The organism is Pseudomonas sp. S35, from assembly GCF_009866765.1.
In the GTDB taxonomy this organism is placed as follows: Bacteria; Pseudomonadota; Gammaproteobacteria; order Pseudomonadales; family Pseudomonadaceae; genus Aquipseudomonas.
Map to the genome: position 1 here is coordinate 3,669,149 of NZ_CP019431.1, position 23,853 is coordinate 3,693,001.

At 60.6% G+C, this 23,853-nt stretch carries 15 protein-coding genes; 8 read left to right on the top strand and 7 right to left on the bottom strand.

The window, feature by feature from the left end:
* Positions 1 to 136 precede the first annotated feature (136 nt).
* Complete coding sequence (gene metH, locus PspS35_RS16210; RefSeq protein WP_159935750.1) at positions 137 to 3,847, top strand: methionine synthase; 3,711 nt, start codon at positions 137 to 139, stop codon at positions 3,845 to 3,847.
* A gap of 10 nt (positions 3,848 to 3,857) precedes the next feature.
* Here the strand turns inward: metH and PspS35_RS16215 are convergent, their stop codons facing one another.
* Entirely contained in the window at positions 3,858 to 10,817 is a 6,960-nt protein-coding gene (locus PspS35_RS16215; RefSeq protein WP_159935751.1) for an NEL-type E3 ubiquitin ligase domain-containing protein, read from the bottom strand.
* A gap of 135 nt (positions 10,818 to 10,952) precedes the next feature.
* Between PspS35_RS16215 and PspS35_RS16220 the strand changes: the two genes are divergently transcribed.
* On the top strand, positions 10,953 to 11,168 hold the full coding sequence (locus PspS35_RS16220; RefSeq protein ID WP_159935752.1) for a DUF2970 domain-containing protein: 216 nt from the start codon (positions 10,953 to 10,955) through the stop codon (positions 11,166 to 11,168).
* Here the strand turns inward: PspS35_RS16220 and PspS35_RS16225 are convergent.
* Entirely contained in the window at positions 11,165 to 12,232 is a 1,068-nt protein-coding gene (locus tag PspS35_RS16225) for an ABC transporter substrate-binding protein (protein WP_159935753.1), read from the bottom strand. The genes PspS35_RS16220 and PspS35_RS16225 overlap by 4 nt on opposite strands.
* Before the next feature lie 422 nt (positions 12,233 to 12,654).
* On the opposite strand from PspS35_RS16225, the gene PspS35_RS16230 reads away from it, so the two are divergent.
* Both PspS35_RS16230 and PspS35_RS16235 read left to right on the top strand, forming a co-directional pair.
* Entirely contained in the window at positions 12,655 to 14,313 is a 1,659-nt protein-coding gene (locus PspS35_RS16230) for a nitrite/sulfite reductase (RefSeq protein ID WP_159935754.1), read from the top strand.
* Positions 14,297 to 14,791, top strand: coding sequence for a DUF934 domain-containing protein (locus PspS35_RS16235; RefSeq protein ID WP_003235539.1), 495 nt, complete (start codon positions 14,297 to 14,299; stop codon positions 14,789 to 14,791). The genes PspS35_RS16230 and PspS35_RS16235 overlap by 17 nt, the downstream gene beginning before the upstream one ends.
* A 39-nt stretch (positions 14,792 to 14,830) precedes the next feature.
* Here the strand turns inward: PspS35_RS16235 and PspS35_RS16240 are convergent, their stop codons facing one another.
* Positions 14,831 to 15,235, bottom strand: a complete 405-nt coding sequence (locus PspS35_RS16240; RefSeq protein WP_159935755.1) for a MerR family transcriptional regulator — start codon at positions 15,233 to 15,235, stop codon at positions 14,831 to 14,833.
* Between the two features lie 71 nt (positions 15,236 to 15,306).
* Here PspS35_RS16240 and PspS35_RS16245 point away from each other — a divergent pair, with 71 nt between their 5' ends.
* Complete coding sequence (locus PspS35_RS16245; protein ID WP_159935756.1) at positions 15,307 to 16,539, top strand: NADH:flavin oxidoreductase/NADH oxidase family protein; 1,233 nt, start codon at positions 15,307 to 15,309, stop codon at positions 16,537 to 16,539.
* A gap of 77 nt (positions 16,540 to 16,616) precedes the next feature.
* The gene (poxB, locus tag PspS35_RS16250; RefSeq protein WP_159935757.1) at positions 16,617 to 18,341 is read left to right on the top strand and encodes a ubiquinone-dependent pyruvate dehydrogenase; all 1,725 of its coding nucleotides are present in this window, start codon (positions 16,617 to 16,619) and stop codon (positions 18,339 to 18,341) included.
* Between the two features lie 125 nt (positions 18,342 to 18,466).
* Here the strand turns inward: poxB and PspS35_RS16255 are convergent, their stop codons facing one another.
* Positions 18,467 to 19,024: an NADPH-dependent FMN reductase gene (locus tag PspS35_RS16255; RefSeq protein WP_159935758.1), complete on the bottom strand. Its 558-nt coding sequence runs from the start codon at positions 19,022 to 19,024 to the stop codon at positions 18,467 to 18,469.
* 227 nt (positions 19,025 to 19,251) lie between these two features.
* Here PspS35_RS16255 and PspS35_RS16260 point away from each other — a divergent pair, with 227 nt between their 5' ends.
* Entirely contained in the window at positions 19,252 to 19,488 is a 237-nt protein-coding gene (locus PspS35_RS16260; protein WP_159935759.1) for a hypothetical protein, read from the top strand.
* Between the two features lie 61 nt (positions 19,489 to 19,549).
* Here PspS35_RS16260 and PspS35_RS16265 read toward each other — a convergent pair whose 3' ends face one another.
* Positions 19,550 to 19,888 carry a hypothetical protein gene (locus tag PspS35_RS16265; RefSeq protein ID WP_159935760.1) on the bottom strand — a complete coding sequence of 113 codons (339 nt, stop codon included), beginning with the start codon at positions 19,886 to 19,888 and terminating at the stop codon, positions 19,550 to 19,552.
* Positions 19,889 to 20,069: 181 nt separating this feature from the next.
* Here PspS35_RS16265 and PspS35_RS16270 point away from each other — a divergent pair, with 181 nt between their 5' ends.
* The gene (locus PspS35_RS16270) at positions 20,070 to 20,963 is read left to right on the top strand and encodes a LysR substrate-binding domain-containing protein (RefSeq protein WP_159935761.1); all 894 of its coding nucleotides are present in this window, start codon (positions 20,070 to 20,072) and stop codon (positions 20,961 to 20,963) included.
* On the opposite strand, the gene PspS35_RS16275 is transcribed toward PspS35_RS16270, so the two are convergent.
* Together PspS35_RS16275 and PspS35_RS16280 are read right to left on the bottom strand one after the other, a co-directional pair.
* Entirely contained in the window at positions 20,960 to 21,541 is a 582-nt protein-coding gene (locus PspS35_RS16275) for a GNAT family N-acetyltransferase (RefSeq protein ID WP_159935762.1), read from the bottom strand. The two genes, PspS35_RS16270 and PspS35_RS16275, sit on opposite strands and share 4 nt — an antisense overlap.
* A gap of 8 nt (positions 21,542 to 21,549) precedes the next feature.
* Entirely contained in the window at positions 21,550 to 23,805 is a 2,256-nt protein-coding gene (locus tag PspS35_RS16280) for an Orn/Lys/Arg decarboxylase N-terminal domain-containing protein (protein WP_159935763.1), read from the bottom strand.
* Positions 23,806 to 23,853: the final 48 nt, after the last annotated feature.

Sequence of the window (23,853 nt, forward strand, 5' to 3'; positions counted from 1 at the left end):
AAAAATTGCCGGTGATTCTACCGGGCCACCCCCCTGAACAACATGAGCGATATTCATGCAAAAGCCAGGCATGCCGCAAATCCGCACAGGTTTGCTATGATCCACGCCCTCCGTAATGCCTGACCAGAGTAGTCCCATGCCCGATCGTAGCGCTCGTCTGCAAGCCCTTCACCACGCCCTCAAGGAACGTATCCTGATCCTCGACGGCGGCATGGGCACGATGATCCAGAGCTATAAACTGGAGGAGCAGGACTACCGTGGCAAACGCTTTGCCGACTGGCCGAGCGACGTCAAGGGCAACAACGACCTGTTGGTCCTCACCCGCCCGGACGTCATCGGCGGCATCGAAAAAGCCTACCTGGATGCCGGCGCCGACATCCTCGAAACCAACACTTTCAACGCCACGCGCATCTCCATGGCCGACTACGGCATGGAAGAGCTGGCCTATGAACTGAACGTCGAAGGCGCACGCCTGGCGCGCAAGATCGCCGACGCCAAGACCGCCGAGAACCCGGCCAAGCCGCGCTTCGTCGCCGGCGTCCTGGGCCCGACCAGCCGCACCTGCTCGCTGTCGCCGGATGTGAACAACCCCGGCTACCGCAACGTGACCTTCGATGAACTGGTGGAGAACTACACCGAGGCCACCCAAGGCCTGATCGAAGGCGGCGCCGACCTGATCCTGATCGAAACCATCTTCGACACCCTCAACGCCAAGGCCGCGATCTTCGCCGTGCAAGGCGTCTTCGAAGCGTTGGATATCGAACTGCCGATCATGATCTCCGGCACCATCACCGACGCCTCCGGCCGTACCCTGTCGGGCCAGACCACCGAAGCGTTCTGGAACTCGGTGGCCCACGCCAAGCCGATTTCGGTAGGCCTGAACTGCGCCCTGGGCGCCAGCGAACTGCGCCCGTACCTGGAAGAGTTGTCCAACAAGGCCAACACCCACGTGTCCGCGCACCCCAACGCCGGCCTGCCCAACGAATTCGGCGAGTACGACGAACTGCCGTCACAAACCGCCAAGGTCATCGAGGAGTTTGCCCAGAGTGGCTTCCTCAATATCGTCGGCGGCTGCTGCGGCACCACCCCTGGCCATATCGAAGCCATCGCCAAGGCCGTGGCCGGCTACGCCCCGCGCCCGATCCCGGACATCCCCAAGGCCTGCCGATTGTCGGGCCTGGAGCCGTTCACCATTGATCGCAGCTCGTTGTTCGTCAACGTCGGCGAACGCACCAACATCACCGGTTCGGCCAAGTTCGCCCGCCTGATCCGTGAAGACAACTACACCGAAGCCCTGGAAGTCGCCCTGCAGCAGGTCGAAGCCGGCGCCCAAGTGATCGACATCAACATGGACGAGGGCATGCTGGACTCGAAGAAGGCGATGGTGACCTTCCTCAACCTGATTGCCGGCGAGCCGGACATCTCCCGCGTGCCCATCATGATTGACTCCTCCAAGTGGGAAGTCATCGAAGCCGGCCTCAAGTGCATCCAGGGCAAGGGCATCGTCAACTCCATCAGCATGAAGGAAGGCGTCGAGCAGTTCATCCACCACGCCAAGCTGTGCAAGCGCTACGGCGCCGCGGTGGTGGTGATGGCCTTTGACGAAGCCGGCCAGGCCGATACCGAAGCGCGCAAGAAAGAAATCTGCAAACGCTCCTACGACATCCTGGTCAATGAAGTGGGCTTCCCGCCGGAAGACATCATCTTCGACCCGAACATCTTCGCGGTCGCCACCGGTATCGAAGAACACAACAACTACGCCGTCGACTTTATCAACGCCTGCGCCTATATCCGCGACGAGCTGCCGTATGCGCTGACCTCCGGCGGCGTGTCCAACGTGTCGTTTTCGTTCCGCGGCAACAACCCGGTGCGCGAAGCGATCCACTCAGTGTTCCTGCTGTATGCGATCCGCGCGGGCCTGACCATGGGCATCGTCAACGCCGGCCAGTTGGAGATCTATGACCAGATCCCGGCCGAGCTGCGCGACGCGGTGGAAGATGTGGTGCTCAACCGCACGCCAGACGGCACCGACGCCCTGCTCGCCATCGCCGACAAGTACAAGGGCGACGGCAGCGTCAAGGAAGCCGAGACCGAGGAGTGGCGCGGCTGGCCGGTGAACAAGCGCCTGGAACACGCGCTGGTCAAAGGCATCACCACGCACATCGTCGAAGACACCGAAGAATCCCGGCAGTCGTTCGCGCGCCCGATCGAAGTGATCGAGGGCCCGCTGATGTCCGGCATGAACATCGTTGGCGACCTGTTTGGCGCCGGCAAAATGTTCCTGCCCCAGGTGGTGAAATCCGCCCGCGTGATGAAACAGGCCGTGGCCCACCTGATCCCGTTCATCGAGCTGGAAAAAGGCGACAAACCGCAAGCCAAGGGCAAGATTTTGATGGCCACGGTCAAGGGCGATGTGCACGACATCGGCAAGAACATTGTCGGTGTGGTGCTGGGTTGCAACGGCTATGACATCGTCGACCTTGGCGTGATGGTGCCGGCCGAGAAGATCCTACAGGTGGCCAAGGAGCAGAAGTGCGACATCATCGGGCTCTCCGGCCTGATCACACCGTCCCTGGACGAGATGGTGCACGTGGCCCGCGAGATGCAGCGCCAGGATTTCCACCTGCCGTTGATGATCGGCGGCGCGACCACCTCCAAGGCGCACACGGCGGTGAAGATCGAGCCCAAGTACAGCAACGATGCGGTGATCTACGTCACCGACGCCTCCCGCGCAGTGGGTGTGGCCACGCAATTGCTGTCCAAGGAACTGAAGGCCGGCTTCGTCGAGAAGACCCGCCTGGAGTACGTGGACGTGCGTGAGCGCACCGCCAACCGCAGCGCCCGCACCGAGCGCCTGAGCTACCCCGCCGCCATTGCCAAGAAACCGCAGTTCGACTGGAGCACTTACACCCCGGTGGTGCCGAGCTTTACCGGCGCCAAGGTGCTGGACAATATCGACCTCAAGGTGCTGGCCGAGTACATCGACTGGACGCCGTTCTTTATTTCCTGGGACCTGGCGGGCAAGTTCCCGCGCATCCTGACCGATGAAGTCGTAGGCGAAGCCGCCACCGCGCTGTACGCCGACGCCCAGGAAATGCTCAAGAAGCTGATCGACGAAAAACTCATCAGCGCCCGAGCGGTGTTCGGTTTCTGGCCGACCAACCAGGTGCAGGACGATGACCTGGAAGTCTACGGCGACGATGGCCAGCCGATTGCCAAGCTGCACCACCTGCGCCAGCAGATCATCAAGACCGACGGCAAGCCGAACTTCTCCCTGGCCGATTTCGTCGCGCCAAAAGACAGCGGCGTGACCGACTACATCGGTGGCTTCATCACCACCGCCGGTATCGGTGCCGAAGAAGTGGCCAAGGCCTATCAAGATGCGGGCGACGACTACAACTCGATCATGGTCAAGGCCCTGGCCGACCGCCTGGCCGAAGCCTGTGCGGAGTGGCTGCACCAGCAAGTACGTAAAGAACACTGGGGTTATGCCAAGGACGAGCAACTGGACAACGAAGCATTGATCAAGGAGCAGTACAGCGGCATCCGCCCTGCCCCCGGCTACCCGGCGTGCCCGGACCACACCGAAAAAGCCCAGTTGTTCCAACTGCTCGACCCCGAGGCTCGCGAACTGCACGCCGGGCGCAGCGGGGTGTTCCTTACCGAGCACTACGCGATGTTCCCGGCAGCAGCGGTCAGCGGCTGGTACTTTGCCCACCCGCAAGCGCAATACTTTGCGGTGGGCAAGATCGACAAGGACCAGGTCGCCAGCTACACCGCGCGCAAAGACCAGGACCTGGCCGTGACCGAGCGTTGGCTGGCGCCGAACCTGGGTTACGACAACTAAGAAGCCCGCCTCAGGCAGGAGGCTGGCCCAGCTCCTGCCGGCTTAGCCGAAGCGCCAGTTGGCGGCGCTCGGTTTTGCGCGTGGTGTCCAACGTCTCCAAGGCTTTGAAATAGGCCGCGTCGAAGTCGGGATACTGCTCTTCCAACGCCTCGCTCCCCGCCTCAAAACGCTGCTGCAATTGAGTGAACTCGTCCGCGTATTGCTCCTCCAGGTAGTCCATCCAATACGAGCGCCCGAGCAATTGCTCGACGAACTCGGGCTGGCCCTGCGCCTGTAGAATCGCCACGTAGGCCTCATCCAGATCTCGTGCAGTCACCTGCGCGAGGTTTGCGTAGATCATGCTCTTTGGCTGTCGGGGCAACCCCAGCCGCTCAGCCAGGCCAATGCGATAGGCCAGGCGGATCTCGGCGGGGTCGATACGTGGCCTGCGCTGAATCGCGGCGCGCGCGATGTCTTCCACTTTGCCCAGGCGGAACAAACCTCTGGACAGTTTCAACAATTCACGCCCCTTGTGTTCAGGCTCGACGCTTTTCAAGGCCTCGAACTCATAGGCTTTGATCTCCAGGTCGTTGAACAACAAGATGCGCCCATCACCGCAGGTTTCGCGCACGCGCAACGTCCTGGCCAGGCTGAACAGCTCGTCGCGCAAGGGCTCACTGTCATTGGCCGCCTGCAGCACCTGCCAGACCCGCCGCACCAGATCACCGCGATCCCGGACAAAGTCTTCGGTGTGCCTGAGCTGGGAAAGCACGTTGAAGAAATCCGCGCCGCCCTCCTCGGCCGTCAGGCGCTCCCAGACCTGGTGTTTTTCCGAGTCGGCGGCCACCCCGTCAAACCACCGGGGCTTTTGTTCCTCAAGCGTCTCGTCGCCGGGGTGCGCCTCATCGTCGGAGCTGCCTTCAGACTCATCATCAGTCAAGACGTAGCCCTCCAGCGAGCGATCAATCTCTTCCAGGGAAAACCCCAGGCCCCGGCCAGTCTCTTCCAGATGATCACGCAGGCGCCGAAAGTCTTCTTCCAGCAACAGGTTGTCGGACACATCGGTACCGGCGATCAGACGATCATAAGCGGGAAGCAACGCATCGCCAGGAATCGTATCAATCTGGTTATTGCTCAGGTTCAGGCGCGTCAGCGCTGGCGCCTCCAGCACGCCCTCGGGCCACTCATCGAGCAGGTTGCCCCTCAGGTCCAAGGTGTGCAGGCGGTCCAGGCCCGTGACCGAGAAGGTTGCCAGGGTGTTATTACCCAAGTCGAGCTGCTCCAAATGCCTGAACCGCGTTAACTGGGCGTGCAATGAGCCACTGTCCCTGAAGTCGTTGTAATGGGCGTCCAGGCGGGTGATCGACTCGCACTGCGAAAGCGATTCGGGCAGGGCCACCAAGGCGTTGCCATTGATCATCAGGTGCTCCAGACGGGTGAACGAGCGGAAAAACCCGTTGGAATTCTGCGCGGTCATCCGTGTGCTGCTGACGTTCAAGGTACCGACGCGGTCCAACGCAACGGGGAGTTGCGGCAAGTCCCCGATATCCAACTGGCTGATGTCCAGCTCGAACGGCCCCGCCGCAACCGGCGCATGCAGCCCTTGTCGCCAGCAAGCCAGGATTCGGTCAGCGGCGCGCCGGCGCTGCACCGCCGTAATCCAGTCATCGCCCTCCCGATACGCGCGCACGTCGATCCAGTCGTTCAGGCTTGCCACCAGTTGGCGATGGGTGTTGTGCCACTCATCCAGACGCGCTTCCATCTCCAATGCACCCAGGCCCTGCTCGCGCAGTTCGTCGATGCGGCGAATGGCCTCCCCGGTCGTCAGTTCAGGGTCCAGCCGTTGCAAGCGCAGCGCAGGCGATGTGGGTGAATCGCCGTCGGGCGCCTCCAGCGGCAACGGTAGGAGCAGATCCGGATCATCGGCCACCTCCGAGGGGAAGAATTCGGGCGCATCACCGGTGCGCCCCTCTCTAAGCCGCGCCCGGGCAATCCCGCCAGGCAGTTCAAATGGCGTTCGCTCCAGGGCCTGTATTGCCGCGGGGGTCAGCCGGCATCCTTGCAACTGCAGGCTCGCCAGCAGCTGCTCATGACCGTTGAACAACGCCTCTGGGATCTCTGTGATCGCGCTATGGCTTAAATTCAGGCGCAGCAGGCTCGGTAACGCCAAGCTGCCGGATGGCCAGGTGCGAATAGCCGTATGGCTCAGGTTGAGGTCTTGCAACGCAGGCAGCTGTTGGACGTCCAACGCCTCCACCCGGTTGTATGAAAGGTCGAGCCGGGTTAAGGCGCTGAGACGGTTCAGGCGCCGTTGCACCGACGGCGTCACACTGAGCTCATTGCGTGACAACTGCAGGTGCTCAAGCCGGACCAGCCCGTCAAGGGCCGAGGGCAACTGTGTGAGGCGGTTGCCATTGAGGTTCAGCCGCATGAGGTTGGGAAACCTGCCGAGAAACGCATCCACGCTGTCCGTTGCAAGCCTGGCGCCGGTCAAATCCAGGTAGCGCACATGATCGAAGGAAATACCTGACAATGACGGCAAATCGCCGAGAGGGCCGTCTGCGAGGTCGAGCACGTCATCCAACACCGGAGTGCGCCAGGATGGCCCCGGCACCGGTTCCACAGGCGCATAGCGAGCGCGCTGGGCCCTGTACCAACACTGGCGGATTTTTTCGGCAGCACGTTTACGCACGTAAAGATCGACTTGGCGACGATCAACCTGCACGACTCTGTTTTGCCATTCCTCCATGTGCTGGTTGAACACCGCATGTTCCTGAAGCAAGTCGGCAACCCGGTCCAGCAAGGCGCGCCCCGAAAAACCCTGGGTTTTAAACTGTTCGAGTGCTGCGTCCGCAAAGGTGAAATCCGTGGGCATCAGGCGTTGCAGGCGCGCGTGACAGTACGCCTCACTCCACTTCGCTGTGGCGATCTGGTGAGGCAAACGGCTGTTCAGGTGCTCATAGATCCGTATAAAAGCGGGAGGCTCCAGTTGCGACCAATCGAGGTTCAACCCTCGCAACAGTTGCTCACTCGCCTCAAACAAGGGTTCAGGCAAGGTGTTCACCGCGGTGCCGCGCAGGTCGAGGGCTTCGAGTTGAGGTAGATCAAACACACCTGCTGGCCAACTCGACATCCTCCCTCGCACCTTTAACACCCGCAGTTGAGCCAGCGAACTGAGGTCGAGCGGCTGATGCCAATCGAGCAGGTATAACGCCTGAAGTTGAGGCATCGTGTGCAATGCATCGAATAGGGTCGAGCCATCCGCCACATCGGCCGCATCAAGGGACAGTTCGGTGATCGTCGACAAGCTGGCCAACTGCTGCCTGAGCGCTGGCAGATGCACCTCTTGAACGGTGATATTCAAGCGTTTTACACCTGGGAAGCGTGCCAGCAGGTCATTGCCCTCCTCGCCCAGCAGTTGCTCGCTGTGAACACTTAACGCACGCACATGGGAAAAATCGGCCTCCCATGGCGCAAGACGATCCGCGTCTCGCAGATCCAGTTCCGTGGCGGGCGCGAGGTCACGGTCAAAGCCCTCGCGCCAGGCCGCCATGATCCGTTCGGCAATAATCCGGCGGCTGGGCATGCCATAGGGGCGGGAACCCTGGTCGCCGGCTATCCAGCGACTCAGGTCAGCGGCAAGAGCGTCGAACTCACGCCGGCGATTGTTCAACAGATGCATCACCTGCTGATCGGTTTTACCGCCATGCAAGAGCTGGTTGATAAAGGCGCTGGCCTGCTCGTCCGACAGGTTGGGGTAAATCATTCTGGCGCGGCTGATCAGCATGGCATCGGCAAAACCTTCCCCGCGACCGCTTGCCAGGTACCCCAACCGGCCCGATGGCAACCGCAACCCCGGTCCGCGCCCGCTATCGATCGGCCTCAGCTTGAGCAGCCTGGCCATTTGCTCACGATGGCTACTGGCGTAGCTCGCCACTTGTTGCTGCAACGCCGGCTCTGTCGCTACGGCCTGGGGCCGAACGGCCGCCAGCGACTCAAACAGGTTGCGTCCCACCCCAGGCTTGGGGTTAAGCACACGCCCGTGCTGATCGAAGGCCTGGAAACTGTCCCCCGCCTTGACCAATACATAGCGCGCAGGCGCCTGTTCGCTACCGATACTGTCGAGCAACGCTCCTGCCATCGAATCGGCACGTACTTCTACCCGCACGTCCGCCGGCCAGTCGGGCAGTTGCTCCAGGCTATGCAAGGCCAGGCGGTCACTGGCCGCCGACGCCATGCTCTCCAGATACAAGCCGGCCAATGCGCGGTTCAACGCAGCCTGCTGGACATGCACACGGATCTGCTGGGCCAGCCGCAACGGAATTCGGCCGGTGCTGCGCAAGGCTTTCAGCTCGGCCGCGCTGGCATGCTCCAGCACCGATCGTGCGGCCGGCTCCGGCAGGCTCGGGAAGTGGCGTTGCAGGCGTTCGACATCCGGGTCGGGTGTCGCGTGATTGCGGTAGACACTCTCAAACAGCGCCCTTTTGCGTTCAGCTGCGAAGGTGGCGAGACGATCGCGAAACAGCTGCTCACGCCGCCTCGGGTGACTGACAGCTTCCTCGCCGAGCAGGTGTTTGAGCTGTTGCTCGTCCAGGGCCGATATCACCTGCGCCGGCAACTGCCCGTTCATGAGTTGCTCGTGCGAGACCTTGATGCTGGGCTTTGTCGATTCGCCCCCGTAGCGCTGGGACTCCCCCAACGGCTCAGCCCGGAACACCTCCAGTACCTCACCCTCGGGCCAGGTGGGCATTTGGACCAACAGTGGCAACGCATATTCGCACACGCCCTTTACACAGCGGCCATTGCGGATATCCTCGACCATCTCGTCCACCTCACGGTCCGCCCTGAACTGCTTCAGGGTCTCGGCCAGCATCGGCGGGGGGGCCTGATGGTCAACATGCATTTTACGCAACGCATCGTCACTGACCCCACTGACATCGGCGATCTGCTCCAACTGGGCGCTGGAGAAAGGCTCCACGTCTGGCCCCATTCGCCGAAGCAGCGTTTGGCGATCCCATTCCAATGGACGCTCCAGGCTGTGCCGCCAGGCCCCCTTGCCGTTGTGCTGCAAAATCGGCTGATAAGCATCGGGGTCGTAAGGGTGTAACAACCGCCACCTGTTCAGTTGCGGGTCGAACTGCTTGCGGTAAACCCGGTGGCCCTGGAGGATATAGCTGTTGCCATCAAGCTCATACTCACCGAGCTCATTAGGCTTGAGGTCGTCCGGTAGCACGACGTCACTTGCATAGGATTGCAGGTCAGGTTTCCACAGGCTCACCTTGCCGTTGGGCAGCGTCACCGACTCCAGACGTTCGACCACCGGCTCGGCCTTGACGGCCAGCAGCTTGCCAAGCCCTTTGCCGGCACCGGCCATCAACGCCATCACCGCCAGGTTTTGCGCCACGTCAATCAGGTGGGTCGCGGCCGCCTTGCGATCACCCTCACTCCACTCAATCGCCCCTTCAAACACTTCGTACAACAGTTGCCCTGCCATCACACCCATCATGACCTCGCCCAACCCAGGCACGAACATCGAAACGCCGCCCAACACCAACATGCCGATGTTCAGCAACGTGGACAGTTTTCTCGAGCGCACCCGCGCATCGACCTCCGCCGTTGGCACTGCATGGCTGGCGGCATTGGCAATGATCTGATCGCGATGGCGATCATAGAGGTAACCCCACAAATCGACGTTCGGCGCCCAGATCCCCTGCCCTGCCCGAGTCATATACGCAACATCCAGATACGGGTCATCGTGGGGTACCTGTTTGGGACGAGCGATGGGCGGCAACTCGTTGAACCCACCCACCGAGCTGAGCCCGCTCAACAAATCATTGGCGATCGAAAGATGCGGGGTAATCTTTTCGCGCAACGGTACATCCGGCGCATCCTTGGTAAATTGGCTGAAGTAAACGGGGCGATCGGCGTACGCCACGAACTGGCTGAAAAATCGCTGGTAGGCGCTCGGGCCGTCGTCGTCAGATGACGAAGGTTCGCGAGCAGTGAATTGGCGTTTGAACTGAGCCTTCAGTTGCGCAACGGTATAGCGCTTGAGTGGATGCTCCGGATCGCTGGGCACGTACAGAATCAAGTCGTCGGAGTAGCGGTACTTCGCGCATATGGAGAACAGTACACATCCCGTCATCCGCAGCTTCATCAAACTCAGGTCGCGAAACCACACGGGGCGCCCCTCCAGCCACGGATGAACTTCACCGTCAATGACGGAGAGGATCATGCTGTAGTCGGCAGGCTCAATGTCTTTTTTCAACAATGCCAACTCAGCGGCCGCACGCAGCGCGTCTTTGTGAGCCGCCACGAAGGTGCGGCGAAGCGCCTGTTCAGACACGGTGGCGGCTGGGTACAAATACCCTTTGAGGTAAGCCTGGTACTTCGCGCCGATATCCAGTGAGCGGCACAAGCCGGTGAATTGCGCCACGGTCAGCGAGGTGCTGATGGCTTCGAACGCCCCCGGCTGGGCTGTTTCAACGACGAACCCCGAGGATGAATGGAACGCGCTGGCGGCACACTCGGCTGCCTCAAAGTTATGCAGCGCCGCCTGTAGCAAGGGCATTTTCAGCCATTCAAACGATGAAACCTCAACCTCCAGAATCCCGAATTTCAGTGGCTTCTTCAGGTGGATGAACGTTTTATCGACATCCAGCGTGATGCTGAATTGGTCCTTGAGTGCGCTGACCAGTAATGGCCTGGCAAAGGCATCGATTGCGAGGAAATCCACCGTCGCCTTATCCATCGCCGCCTGGGAAGTGACACAGGCGCTGGTCGCCTTACCCAGCGCTTGGCGCTGGGCCGGTGTGGCGCGCTTGTACCAATCGGGCACGTCCATAGAGGTCGATTTGAGCGCCCCCAGTCTTGCTGGTGTTGCGCCGATCAACCATTGCGGAATGACCTTTTTGAGGTATGCGTGGTGAATACTCGCACTGACACGCGGCGGCATCTCTGCAACAGGGGAAGAGAAACTGGTTTCGGACATGGTGTCGCTCCTGAGTCATGGAGCGCTCATCACACTAGAGTCAGCCGGTGTATCTGCGGTAAGCAAATATCCCACGCAGCCTAAAATTGACTACCCTCAGACCAGAGCACGTTGATGTCACTGCATGAGGGCAACATGAACGATTCCAACAACAAGCCGCCCACCTTCTGGCAAATGCTCCACAGCGTGGTGGCGGCGGCCTTTGGCGTGCAAAGCGGGAAAAACCGCGCCCGCGACTTTACCCACGGCAAGCCCAGCCACTTTGTAGTCCTGGGCATTCTGTTCACGGCGGTGTTTGCCTTGACCTTGTTCGGTATCGTCAAGCTGGTGCTGCACCTGGCAGGCGTCTAGTTCAGCAGCAAACCCAGGCTGAACGGGTAACGGTAGGACGCAGACTTGCCTTGCGCCGACAGTGCACGAAAGTTCACCGCGCGCGCAGGCCCCAACAAACGACGCGCCTGCGCGGCATCGATCAACTGGAATAACGCCTGCGGACGGTCACGCTGAGCAAAGGCGCCGATATCCAGCCCCTTGGCATCATCATGAATCAGCACCATAGCCCACCCACCCACGGTGAAATGCCCGGCAACCAGGCTCGACAAACGCCCGTCCAGACGTGCCTGCAAGATCTCGGGTGAGCTGTTGACTGCACTGAACAACACATCCCTGCCCGGTGATCGCCCCACGTCCCGCAGTGCCTGCATGGCACCCAGCGCCATCTGGTCATTGGCCGACCAGACCAACGCCGTATTGGGGTAGCGCCTGAACAACAGCGTCGCTTGCTCAAAGGCACGCTCACGGCTCCACTCTCCATAGACCAACTGACGCAGGCGCACCTCAGGATGCTCGGCCAGCGCACGGCGCATGCCCCGCTCGCGCAACTGCGCCACCGGGGTGGTCTTGACGCCGGAAAACGCCAACAGGTCCAGGGATTGGCCAGGCGCAACAGGCCCGTGGTGACGCAACATGTCGATGAGCATCAAATAGCCGGCCTGTTCGTCATCGGCGATGAGCGTACCGATCATATTGATGTCGCTGCGCGCTCCCAACATGCGCCTCTGGTCTGGGGTCAGCGCGCTGCTCAACACCAGCAACTTCACCCCACTGCCCTGGGCCAAACGCAGGATCTGCGGTGCCACGTATTGCTCGTTGACCAACACCAGGTAATCGGGTCGCTGGCTGCCTTGAAGCGCTTGGCGCGCCTGGGCCAGGGTGTTTTGGCTGTCGCGCTCGGAATAACGCACGCGCAAATCCAGGCCGAGGTCCTTGGCCGCAGCCTGCATGAATTGCGTGTAGCTGACCCAGAAGGTTTCTGTCGACAGGCCGGGGTTGAGAAACACCACGGATGTCGCCTGGGCCATTGCCCCGTACGCCATCCCCCCCAGCCACACACACGCAGTCAGAACCTTCAACATGGTTGTTCGAGCCTTGAATATAGGCCGCCATGATACTGGCAGCGCCCCCTTCAATCGAGGCTCAATCAACGTTCTTTACTGATGGCTGACCCAGAACACGGCGGTTCCCACCACCAGGATGATCAGGAACAGAATGGCCCAGGCATCCACGGTACTGTCGGGTTTACGGGCTTTTGTCGGATGGCTCATCGCATCGCCTCTTGTCGGTTTTATAGGTGATTGCATTCAGACACGAGCACAGTAAAGTTGATGATTGCCCGCATGACAAATGTGGGTATCCCGATAACCGTTCTCATTAGGCGTTTTGGTTATTTCCATATACCTAAACATCACTTTTGCGCATAAACGCAAACTGGTATCGTGCGCCGGCTCCGTTGGGAGTGCGCGGCCGTGCGCGCAGATTTGCCGAGAACAGGACCTATATGTACGTATACGACGAATACGATCAGCGCATCATCGAGGACCGCGTCAAGCAGTTCCGTGATCAGACCCGACGCTACCTAGCAGGTGAACTGAGCGAAGAAGAGTTCCGCCCTCTGCGCCTGCAAAATGGCCTTTATGTTCAGCGCTTTGCGCCGATGCTGCGGGTGGCTGTGCCTTACGGCCAGTTGACTTCGCGCCAGATGCGCATGATGGGCAAGATTGCCCGCGACTTCGACAAAGGCTACGCCCACATCAGTACCCGCCAGAACGTGCAGTTCAACTGGCCGGCGCTGGAAGATGTGCCGGACATCCTGGCTGAACTGGCCACCGTGCAGATGCACGCCATTCAGACCAGCGGTAACTGCCTGCGCAACGTGACCACCGACCAATTTGCTGGCGTTGCCGCCGATGAGTTGATCGACCCACGCCCCTGGTGCGAAATCGTCCGTCAGTGGACCACGTTCCACCCGGAATTCGCCTACCTGCCGCGCAAGTTCAAGATCGCCATCAACGGCTCGACCTCGGACCGTGCGGCCATTGAAGTCCACGACATTGGCCTGGAGCCGGTGTACAACGCCGCTGGCGAGTTGGGCTTCCGTGTGCTGGTGGGTGGCGGCCTGGGCCGTACGCCGGTGGTCGGCGCGTTTATCAACGAGTTCCTGCCGTGGCAGGACCTGTTGAGCTACCTCGACGCCATCCTGCGGGTCTACAACCGTTATGGCCGTCGTGACAACAAGTACAAGGCCCGGATCAAGATCCTGGTCAAGGCGCTGACCCCTGAGGTGTTCGCCCAGAAAGTCGACGCCGAGATGGAACACCTGCGCGGCGGCCAGACCACCCTGACCGAAGCCGAAGTGCACCGTGTTGCCAAGCATTTCGTCGACCCTGAGTACAAGGCCCTGGCCAACCAGGACGCCGAAATCGCCGAGCTCGACCAGCAGCACCCAGGCTTTGCCCGCTGGCGTGGCCGCAATACCCTGGCGCACAAGAAGCCGGGCTATGTGGCCGTGACCCTGTCGCTCAAGCCCACCGGTGTGGCCCCAGGCGATATCACCGACAAGCAGCTCGACGCCGTCGCCGACCTGGCCGACCGCTACAGCTTCGGCCAACTGCGCACCTCCCACGAGCAGAACATCATCCTCGCGGACGTGGAGCAGAGCCAACTGTTCACCCTGTGGGGCGAACTGCGCGAAGGCGGTTTCGCCACGCCGAACATCGGCCTGCTGACCGACATCATCTGCTGCCCGGGTGGCGATTTCTGCTCCCTGGCCAACGCCAAGTCGATCCCGATCGCCGAATCGATCCAGCGCCGTTTCGACGACCTGGACTACCTGTTCGACATCGGCGAGCTGGACCTGAACATTTCCGGTTGCATGAACGCCTGTGGTCACCACCACGTCGGCCACATCGGCATTCTGGGCGTGGACAAGAAAGGCGAAGAATTCTACCAAGTGTCCCTGGGTGGCAGCGCCAGCCGCGATGCGAGCCTGGGCAAGATCCTCGGCCCGTCCTTCGCCCAGGAAGCCATGCCCGAGGTGATCGGCAAACTGATCGATGTGTACATCGAACAGCGCACCGAAGATGAGCGTTTCATCGACACCTACCAGCGCATTGGCATTGACCTGTTCAAGGAGCGCGTCTATGCAGCGAATCATTAAGAACAACGAAGTCCTCGACGAAACCTGGCACTTGCTGCCCAAGGACGCGAGCTTCGACGGCATCTCCAACTGCGACGACCTGATCGTGCCGCTGGCCCTGTGGCGCGAACACGGCCACGCCCTCAAGGCCCGCGACGGCGGCCTGGGTGTGTGGCTGGACGCCGATGAAGAAGCCGAAGAAATCGGCGCCGACGTGGAGCACTTCCAGGTCATCGCCCTGAACTTCCCGGCCTTCACCGACGGTCGCAATTACTCCAACGCCCGCTTGCTGCGTGACCGTTACGGCTACAAAGGTGAGCTGCGGGCGATTGGCGATGTGCTGCGCGACCAGTTGTTCTACCTGCGCCGTTGCGGGTTCGATGCCTTCGCGCTGCGCGCAGACAAAGACCCGTACGAAGCATTGGAAAGCCTCAAGGACTTCTCGGTGACGTACCAGGCCGCAACCGATGAGCCGTTGCCGCTGTTTCGCCGGCGTTAAATCTGCGGACATGAAAAGCCCTGGCATGCCAGGGCTTTTTTATGGTTGAAGTTTTATCGACGCCAGTACCTGCTTCTGCCCCATGGAGCATGGCACGCCTTCCGGCTGCGCCCGCACGGCCTCGATCACCTCCAGCAACTGCGCTTTGCTGTGGGCCAATTGCGCTTGCATCACTTCGATCTGTGTCACTTTGCGCTCCAGGGCCTCGATCAACTCGTCGCGCTTGTGCTCTCCCGGCGCGGGCATCAGTGCCTTGAGTTCCTGCAAGGTAAACCCGGCCTGCTGCGCACTCTGAATCAATTGCAGGGTCTGCAACGCCTCTGGCGCATAACGCCGGTATCCGTTGGACTGGCGTCCGACCTGACTGATCAACCCTTCGCTCTCGTAAAAACGAATGCGTGAAGCGGCCAGACCGCTCTGTTTTGCCAGCTCACCAATATTCATCACAACGCCTGCTTGACATTAAAGTTAACTTTAAGCTTAGCCTGAGCCCTCCCCCGCTCAGGAGTCAACTCATGTCACCTTTTGAAGCCCTGCAACTGCCCAACGGCCAAATCATCGCCAATCGCATCGCCAAGGCTGCGATGGAAGAGAACATGGCCGATATCAACCAAGCGCCGTCCCGCGAATTGAAGCAGTTGTACAAGGCCTGGGCTGAAGGCGAACCCGGCCTGCTGCTGACCGGCAACGTGATGATCGACCGCCACGCCATGACCGGCCCCGGCGGCGTGGCCCTGGAAAACGAGGAGCACCTGGACAGCTTTCGCGAATGGGCCGATGTAGCCCGTAACAAGGGCGTGCACTTCTGGATGCAGCTCAGCCATCCAGGGCGCCAGACCATGGCCAATCTCGGCCAACAAGCCTTGGCACCGTCTGCCATTGCGCTGGACCTGGGCAGCTTTTCCAAGATGTTCGCCACGCCAAAAGCGATGAGCGAAGACGATATTCAGGACGTGATCCGGCGCTTCGCAACCAGCGCACGCCTGGCCGAGAAAGCTGGCTTTACCGGGGTGCAGATCCACGGCGCCCACGGCTATTTGTTGAGTCAATTTCTCTCACCCTTGAGCAACCACCGCAGCGACCGTTGGGGCGGCTCGCTGGAAAATCGCGCACGCCTGCTGCTGGAAGTGATTCACGCCGTGCGCGCCAGTGTCAGCCCGTCGTTTTGCGTGGCGGTCAAACTCAACTCGGCGGATTTCCAGCGTGGCGGCTTCGATGAAACCGATGCGCGCGCGGTGGTCGAAATGCTCAACCCGTTGCCCATCGACTTGCTGGAATTGTCCGGTGGCAGCTACGAAGCACCCGCCATGCAAGGCGAAGCGCGGGATGGACGCACCCTGGCCCGTGAGGCGTATTTCCTAGAATTTGCCGCAGAAATGGCCAGCGTCGCCACCATGCCCGTCATGGTCACCGGTGGCATTCGCCGACTGCCTATCGTGAAGCAGGTACTGGACAGCGGCGTCGCCATGGCCGGTATCGCCACCGCCCTGACCCTGGAACCACAATTGATCAAGCATTGGCGCGAAGGACGCGACCTCAACCCGCAACTCAAACCGATCGATTGGAAGCGCAAGCCCCTGGCCTCACTCGCTACGCTCGCGGTGGTGCGCGACCAGATGCGCCGCCTCAGCCGTGGTCGTCTGCCCAACCCCAAGGTTATCCCCTGGCTGGCCCTGGCGTGTGACCAATGGTTTATCGCTCGGCGCACTCGGCAGTACCGTGCGGCCATGACGCAGTCTTCACATTAAAGACGGAGCATTCGCCGTGATCGAGCTGTCCCCTATTGATCAGCAGTTTTTAACCTCACTGACGATTGGAGTGCTTCATGGCGAAAATCAACCTGGCCCAGCAACTGGCGACCACCCTTGAACAGGCGGGCATCAAGCGCATCTGGGGCCTGACCGGCGACAGCCTCAACGGCCTCACCGACGCGCTGCGCAGCATGGACAGCATCGAATGGATGCATGTGCGCCACGAAGAAGTTGCCGCCTTCGCTGCCGGTGCCGAAGCCGCCGCCACCGGTGAACTGGCGGTGTGCGCCGGCAGCTGCGGGCCGGGCAACCTGCACTTGATCAATGGTCTGTTTGACTGCCATCGCAACCATGTGCCGGTGCTGGCGATTGCCGCGCAGATTCCGTCCTCGGAGATAGGGCTCAACTATTTCCAGGAAACCCATCCCCAGGAACTGTTCAAGGAATGCAGCCACTTTATCGAATTGGTCACTAACCCCGCGCAAATGCCTCAGGTGCTGCACCGGGCGATGCGCTCAGCGATCCTCAATCGCGGCGTCGCGGTGGTGGTGATTCCGGGGGATGTATCGCTACTGGAAGTCGAAGACACCCTCAAGCCGTGGCCGGCCCTGCACGCACCACGCACGCTGCCTGCGCAGGCAGATCTGCTGCAATTGAGCGAGATCCTCACACACAGCGAGAAAGTTACCCTGCTGTGTGGCAGTGGCTGCGCCGGCGCCCATGCGCAAGTCGTGGCGCTGGCGGATGCGCTGGGCGCACCCGTGGTACACGCGCTGCGCGGCAAGGAACATGTGGAATGGGACAACCCGTTCGATGTGGGCATGACCGGCCTGATCGGCTTCAGCTCCGGCTACCACGCCATGCTCGACTGCGACACGCTGATCATGCTCGGCACCGATTTCCCTTATCGCCAGTTCTACCCCACCGACGCGAAGATCATCCAGATCGACCGCAACCCGCAGGCACTGGGCCGCCGCACCACATTGGACCTGGGCATTGCAGCGGATGTCAGTGAAACCATCGACGCCCTCCTGCCGCGCCTGACCCGCAAGGCGGATCGCAGCTTTCTTGAGACCTCACTGAAGCATTACGTGAAAGCCCGCCAAGGGCTGGATGACCTGGCGCAACCGTCCAAGGCCAACCGGCCGATCCATCCGCAATACGTCGCGCGATTGCTCAGCGAGCTGGCCGACGAGGACGCGATCTTTACCGCCGATGTCGGCTCGCCCACAGTCTGGGCGGCGCGCTACCTGAAGATGAACGGCAAGCGCCGTCTAATCGGCTCGTTCAACCACGGCTCTATGGCCAACGCCATGCCCCAGGCCATCGGCGCGCAGGCAGCGTTCCCCGGTCGGCAAGTGATTTCCATGTCTGGTGACGGTGGTTTCGCCATGTTGATGGGGGACTTCATCTCGCTGACGCAGTTGAAGTTGCCCGTTAAAGTCATCGTATTCGATAACGCCTCACTGGGTTTTGTCGCCATGGAGATGAAGGCCGCAGGCTACCTGGACGCCGGCACCGAGCTGAAAAACCCGGACTTCGCGGCCATGTCCAACGCGATGGGCATCCTGGGTATACGCGTGGAGCAATCCGAAGACCTGGAGCCGGCCTTGCGCCGCGCCCTGGCCCATGATGGCCCGGTGCTAGTGGATGTGGTGACAGCCACCCAGGAACTGGTGATGCCGCCGAGCATCAAGCTGGAACAGGCCAAGGGGTTCAGCCTGTATATGCTCAAGGCGGTGATGAGCGGGCGTGGCGATGAAGTGATCGAGTTGGCGCGCACGAACTGGCTAAGGTAAATACGACCGAGTGTAGGAGCGGGCTTGCTCGCGAAGATCGCCAACGATAACGCGCTAATCCTGGCCAAGCGCGCTGTCCTTGGGTTTTTCGCGAGCGAGCTCGCGCCTACAGGGTCAGAAAGCCTTCAAGCATGCTGTTTCTCTACCCACTGGCCATAGGCGTCGATGAATGCCTGCAAAAACGGCTTGGTCTTTTCTGACACCTTGCCCGACTCATCAAACACACTGCCCGCCCCACCCAGGTAGGCTTCCGGCTGCTGCATGCACCACACATCCAGGAACACCAGGGACTGGCGTAAGTGGTGGTTGGCACCAAAGCCGCCTACTGCACCCGGCGAAACACTGATGATCGCCCCAGGCTTGCCACTCCAGGCGCTTTGCCCATAAGGGCGGGAACCCACATCAATCGCGTTCTTCAACGGGGCCGGCACCGAACGGTTGTATTCCGGGGTCACAAACAGCACCGCGTCGGATGAACTCACCTGTTTGCGGAAAGTACTGTAGGCTGCCGGCGGTGAATCCGCGTCGATGTCTTCGTTGTAGAGGGGCAGGTCGCCAATTTCGACAATGTTCAACTTCAGGTTGGCCGGGGCCAGTTCAGCCAATGCCAGGGCGACCTTGCGGTTGATCGACTGTTTTCTCAAGCTGCCAACCAGGACGGCAATCGTATAGACCTTGCTCATTGAGGTTTCCCGATGTCTGACTAAAGGAGCTTGTAGTTATAGAGGCTTCACGTCGGGTGCACCAGAAGGTTTTGAGAACCTTCCAGGCGTTTGCATTGCACGTTAATGCGTAGGACGCGTCTTAATAACTCAATGAATAGTATTTTTTTTCCGTAGGCAAACTACCTCTCTTTATGACGGTCTACAGAACCGCAAATCGAGTGTTTATCTCCAGAGGTTCTAAACAGATGGCAGCAGTACTTGTCGGACAGTTCCATGCCAGAGACGCGGAAGGTCGCGTTTATTCCGTGCATGAGTTCCAGGAATCCAACCCGGCGCAAGGCGACCTGGCTGGCTCGGCGCCCACCACCACCTACAAGCTGGCCATTGGCGACCGTGTAGAAAAACTGGAAGGCGATGAATTCAAACTGATTCAGTCGGGCACCATCATTGTCCGCGAATCCGAGACCACCCTCGCCTCATAAGATCTCGCCCCAACGACCTGCTCAGTCCTGGCCATTGACGGCGTTGACTGGGCTGGCGTGATCAAGGACGACGGATCTCCGTCACCTCAATCCCCTGCTCGTCCTGCTTGATGGTCACCATCAACTGCCCCCGCTCGCCTTCGACGGCATAGATCGAACGCGTGTAACCCGACGTAGTGTACGCGGGATGCGCCTGCACCTGCCTGACCAAGGTGATCCCCAACACTGCCCCCACCTGCTCGCCTACCGGTTCCTGGGAACGGATAAACGCTTCGAGCGCGAGGTTTTCCGGCGTGTTGTCGTCATGGTTGCTGAAGAGATAAGCCGCCGCGCACCCCGCGATCACCAGGACCAGGAGTTGCTTGGCCGTTACCCCGAAGAACATCGTGGGAATAGGCATTTGAGACCAGACCTGTTTTTGTTGTAAGTGCCGGTATCCGGCTTTGGTCGTTGATGATCAGACGAGCCATTCTAATGAGGTCATGGCTGAACGCCATAGGCCCGAGCGACCCCGGCAGTCTTTTTTACGCACGACCGCTTGCACCATTGAATCCCCACCCCACTGCACATAGACTCCGGCCATGCGTTTACGTCATATCGAAGTGATTCAGGCCATCTTGCAGACCGGACACCTCGGCACGGCCGCCGAATGGTTGCACCTCCCCGTGGGCGAAGTGGACGCGGCGCTCAAGGAGGCCGAGTTGCAACTGGGCTTTATGCTGTTCGCCAGCGTACGCGGGCGCTTGCAGGCGACACGGGAAACCCTGGCGTTGCAGGCAGAAATTGCCCATGTGTACGCAGCGCTGGAACCGGTGCAGCGCCTGGCCAGCCGTTTGAAACACCATCACGCCCCGCCGCTGCGCGCGCTCTGTACTGCGCCCCTGGCCAATCAACTGTTGCCACAGAGCATTGCCGTGCTGCGTCGACGCTTCCAGGACACGCCCTGCAACCTGTCGAGCCAGCCCACACGCGAGATCATCAGGAGCCTGTTGCTGCACGAGGCCGATATCGGCCTGAGCCTGCATGACCCGGAACACCCGCAAATCCTCAGCAGCGTCTTGGCCCAGGGCAAACTGCAATTGCTCGCGCCCCATGGCTGGCTGAAACCCAAGCAGAAGTACATCGCGCTGCAAGACCTGGCCGGGCAGTCGATGATCGGGCTGGAGGGGCAAGACCCGCTCAGCCGCCTGCTGGACGCCAAGCTGCAAGCCCTGCGACCACTGCCGGTGGTGCAGACGCGGGTGCAGACCTACCAGATGATGCGCAGCATGGTCGAAGCGGGAGAAGGCTTGGCGATTGTCGACCCGTTCACCGCCTTCGGCGCGCGCGAGGCCGGGCTGGATGCGTGCCCGTTGTCGCCGCCGATGCTGGTCAACCTGTACGCGCTGACCCTCAAGGATGGCGAGACCTCTCCCGCCTTGAATGCATTGCTGGAGATCGTCACACAGAAGGCTGAAAGCCTGCTGGCGAGTTAAGCCTTATCGACTTCCGCCTTGAACAAGCGATACCAGAAAATCGCCACTTCGCGGGTCTGCGGGTCGATGCCGCGATAGCGCAGGTGGTCGATCCCGCCCATCACATAGCCGCAGCGTTCATATAAACGGCAGGCACCGAGGTTATTGTTCTGGGTTTCGAGCATCATGCCCGGCAGGCTTTTCTTGCGGCTCCAGAACTGCGCTACATCCAGCAACGCCTTGGCGACGCCGTGCCGCCGCGCTGGCAAGACCACCGCCAACTCATCCACATGGGCAAAACCGTTCCAATTGGTGCTGACCACGATATGCCCCACGGGCCGATCGTCCAAATAGGCCATGAAGATCGCACTGTCTGGCGCATTGCGAAAACTGGCGAACTCCTCAGGATCAATCCCATAACATTTGCGGTACGGCAGGATACGCTCCAGCGGCCATTGGTCGACGCGCATGCCCATCTCCGGAACGCTGTAGGCATTGACCTCGAAACTGAAGTCATTGCCCCACACGTAGGCATCAAAACCTTCGTCGGCGACCCGCACACTGAGCCCTGGATACTTCGGGTTCATTACAGCTTGCATAAACATCCTTAACCCTTGATGCAATCGACGGTGTAACAACGACCACTGCCGTCATCTTCGTGTTGCAACCCGTGAACATCGGCAACAAAACCCGGGAAACTGCTATCGAACGTCCGGGCAAACGCCAGGTAGTCGATGATCGAACGGGTTGACTCGGTAAAGCGTTCGCCTGGCATGATCAGCGGAATGCCCGGCGGATATGGCACCAGCATCACGGCTGCGACGCGTCCTGGCAAGGCATCAATCGACACCGCCTCCACTTCGCCCCTTACCAATTGGTCGTAGGCGTCTGCCGGTTTCATTGCGATGTCCGGTAAGACGGTATACATGCGCTTGAGATGCTTGGCGGTGGCGTTGCTGCGGTAACAGCTGTGCAATTGGTCGCACAGGTCGCGCAAACCCAAGCCCTGATAACGCGCCGGGCCTTGGGCAAACACCGAGGGCAAACAACTGGCCAGGCTGGCGTTCGCGTCGTAACTGCGCTTGAACTCAAGCAACTCGGTCAGCAAGGTACTCCATTTGCCTTTGGTGATACCCATGGAAAACAACACGAGAAAGGAATAGAGCCCGGTCTTTTCCACCACCAACCCGCGCTCCCAGAGGAACTTACTGACCACGGCGGCTGGAATCCCGCAATCGCTCAAGGTACCGCCGGCGTTGAGGCCGGGCATCACCAGCGTCACTTTGATCGGGTCCAGCAACACATAGTCTTCGGCCACATCACCGAAGCCATGCCAATCATCCTGCGGCTGCAATAGCCAATCCGCCGTGACGACGCGGTCGATGCCGGCCACAGACGGCGGTTGCCAGATCGAGAACCACCAATCCTCAGCGGCGATATGTTGGCGCAGGTTAGCCAGGGCGCGGCGAAAGCTCAGGGCCTCGTCGAACATTTCCTGCAGCAACGAACGCCCGGCCGGGCCTTCCATCATCGCCGACGCCACGTCCAGCGAGGCGATGATGCTGTATTGCGGCGAGGTGGAGATGTGCATCATGAACGCTTCGTTGAAACGGTCACGGTCCAGCTGCCGCGCGCCACCGTCCTGCACATGGATCATCGAGGCCTGGCTGAAGGCGGCCAGCAGTTTGTGAGTGGAGTGGGTGGTAAAGACCAGTGGGCTGTCCGGGGTGCGCGAGGTGCCCATGCCGTAGCGCCCGGCAAAAAACTCATGGAACGCGGCGTAGGCATACCAGGCTTCGTCGAAGTGCAGCACCTCGACGCTATTGCCCAACTGCTGCTTGATCAACTCGGCGTTGTAGCACAGGCCGTCGTAGGTGGAATTGGTGACCACGGCCATTTTCACTTTCGCCGGCCGGCCACGGGTCAGGGGGCTGGCGTCGATCTTGGCGCGAATCGATTCGGGGCTGAATTCGCTCAACGGAATCGGGCCGATAATGCCCAGCTCGTTGCGCTCCGGGCAGAGGTAAAGGGGAATCGCGCCGGTCATGATGATCGAGTGCAACACCGACTTATGGCAGTTGCGGTCCACCAACACCAGGTCATCGCGGCCAACCATCGAGTGCCAGACGATTTTGTTGGCGGTGGACGTGCCATTGATCACGAAAAAGGTGTGATCGGCGCCGAAGTTGCGCGCGGCGCGGGCTTCGGCCTCGGCCAGCGGCCCCGTGTGGTCCAGCAGCGAACCCAGTTCGGGCACGGACACCGACAAATCCGAACGCAGGGTGTTTTCCCCAAAGAACTGGTGAAACGCTTGCCCCACCGGGCTTTTGCGGTACGCCACACCACCGCCATGACCGGGGGTGTGCCAGGAGTAATTGGAATCAGCGGTGTGCTGCACCAGCGCCTTGAAGAATGGCGGCAGCAGGCCATCCAAGTACGTGCGTGCGGCACGCGCCACTTGTCGCGCCAGGAATGGCACGGTGTCTTCGAATAGATAAAGGATGCCGCGCAGTTGGTTGAGTTCGCTCATGGCGTCGGCCGGGGCGTTTTCCAGGGTGACTTGCTCGCCCAGGGCAAAGATCGGCAGGTTCGGCGCCCGCACCCGCGCCAGGCGGATCAGCTCGACCATGTTTTGCAGCAGGTGGGTATTTTCGCCGGCGCCTTCGGCGGCGATCAACATGCAGGCCAAACCATGATGGGTGGATGCCACCAGCCGACCTTCGGCGTAGTCCACGGCGGAAAAGATACTGAAGCCCTCTTGTTCCAACTCCCGGGCGATCCCTCGAACCCGGTCGCCGGCAACGGTGTCGGCCTTGATGTCGCGGTGCACGATGAGGATGGGGAACTTCAGGTCTTTGTACATGAGGGCGTAGAGTCCTGAGGGCTATGCACTCAGGGTAGAAGCTAGGCA